The 256-nt window shown below is 64.8% G+C and carries 1 pseudogene; it reads right to left on the bottom strand.

Features of this window, described 5'->3' with window-relative positions:
* Positions 1-50: 50 nt before the first annotated feature.
* Positions 51-256 (bottom strand): annotated as a pseudogene (locus AC3II9_RS22075) (dihydrolipoyl dehydrogenase); the annotation flags it as partial.

The raw sequence follows: 256 nt of genomic DNA, 5'->3' as shown, positions 1-256 counted from the left end.
AGGGGCCCGCCAAAGCGAGCCCCTTTCCTTCGTCCAATCGGGGAGCCCGATCAGATGTGTAGCGCACGCCCGTAGGCCGCGAGCACCGATTCGTGCATCGATTCTGAGATCGTCGGGTGCGCGAACACCGTTTCCATCAGCTCGGCCTCGGTCGTCTCGAGCTGACGGGCGACGACATAGCCCTGGATCATCTCGGTCACTTCCGCGCCGACCATGTGCGCGCCCAGCAGTTCGCCGGTCTTGGCGTCGAACACCG

Source organism: Lysinibacillus sp. RU7, from assembly GCF_057837305.1.
The sequence above is the reverse complement of the archived record's forward strand: the minus strand, read 5'-3'. Positions and strand labels throughout refer to the sequence as shown.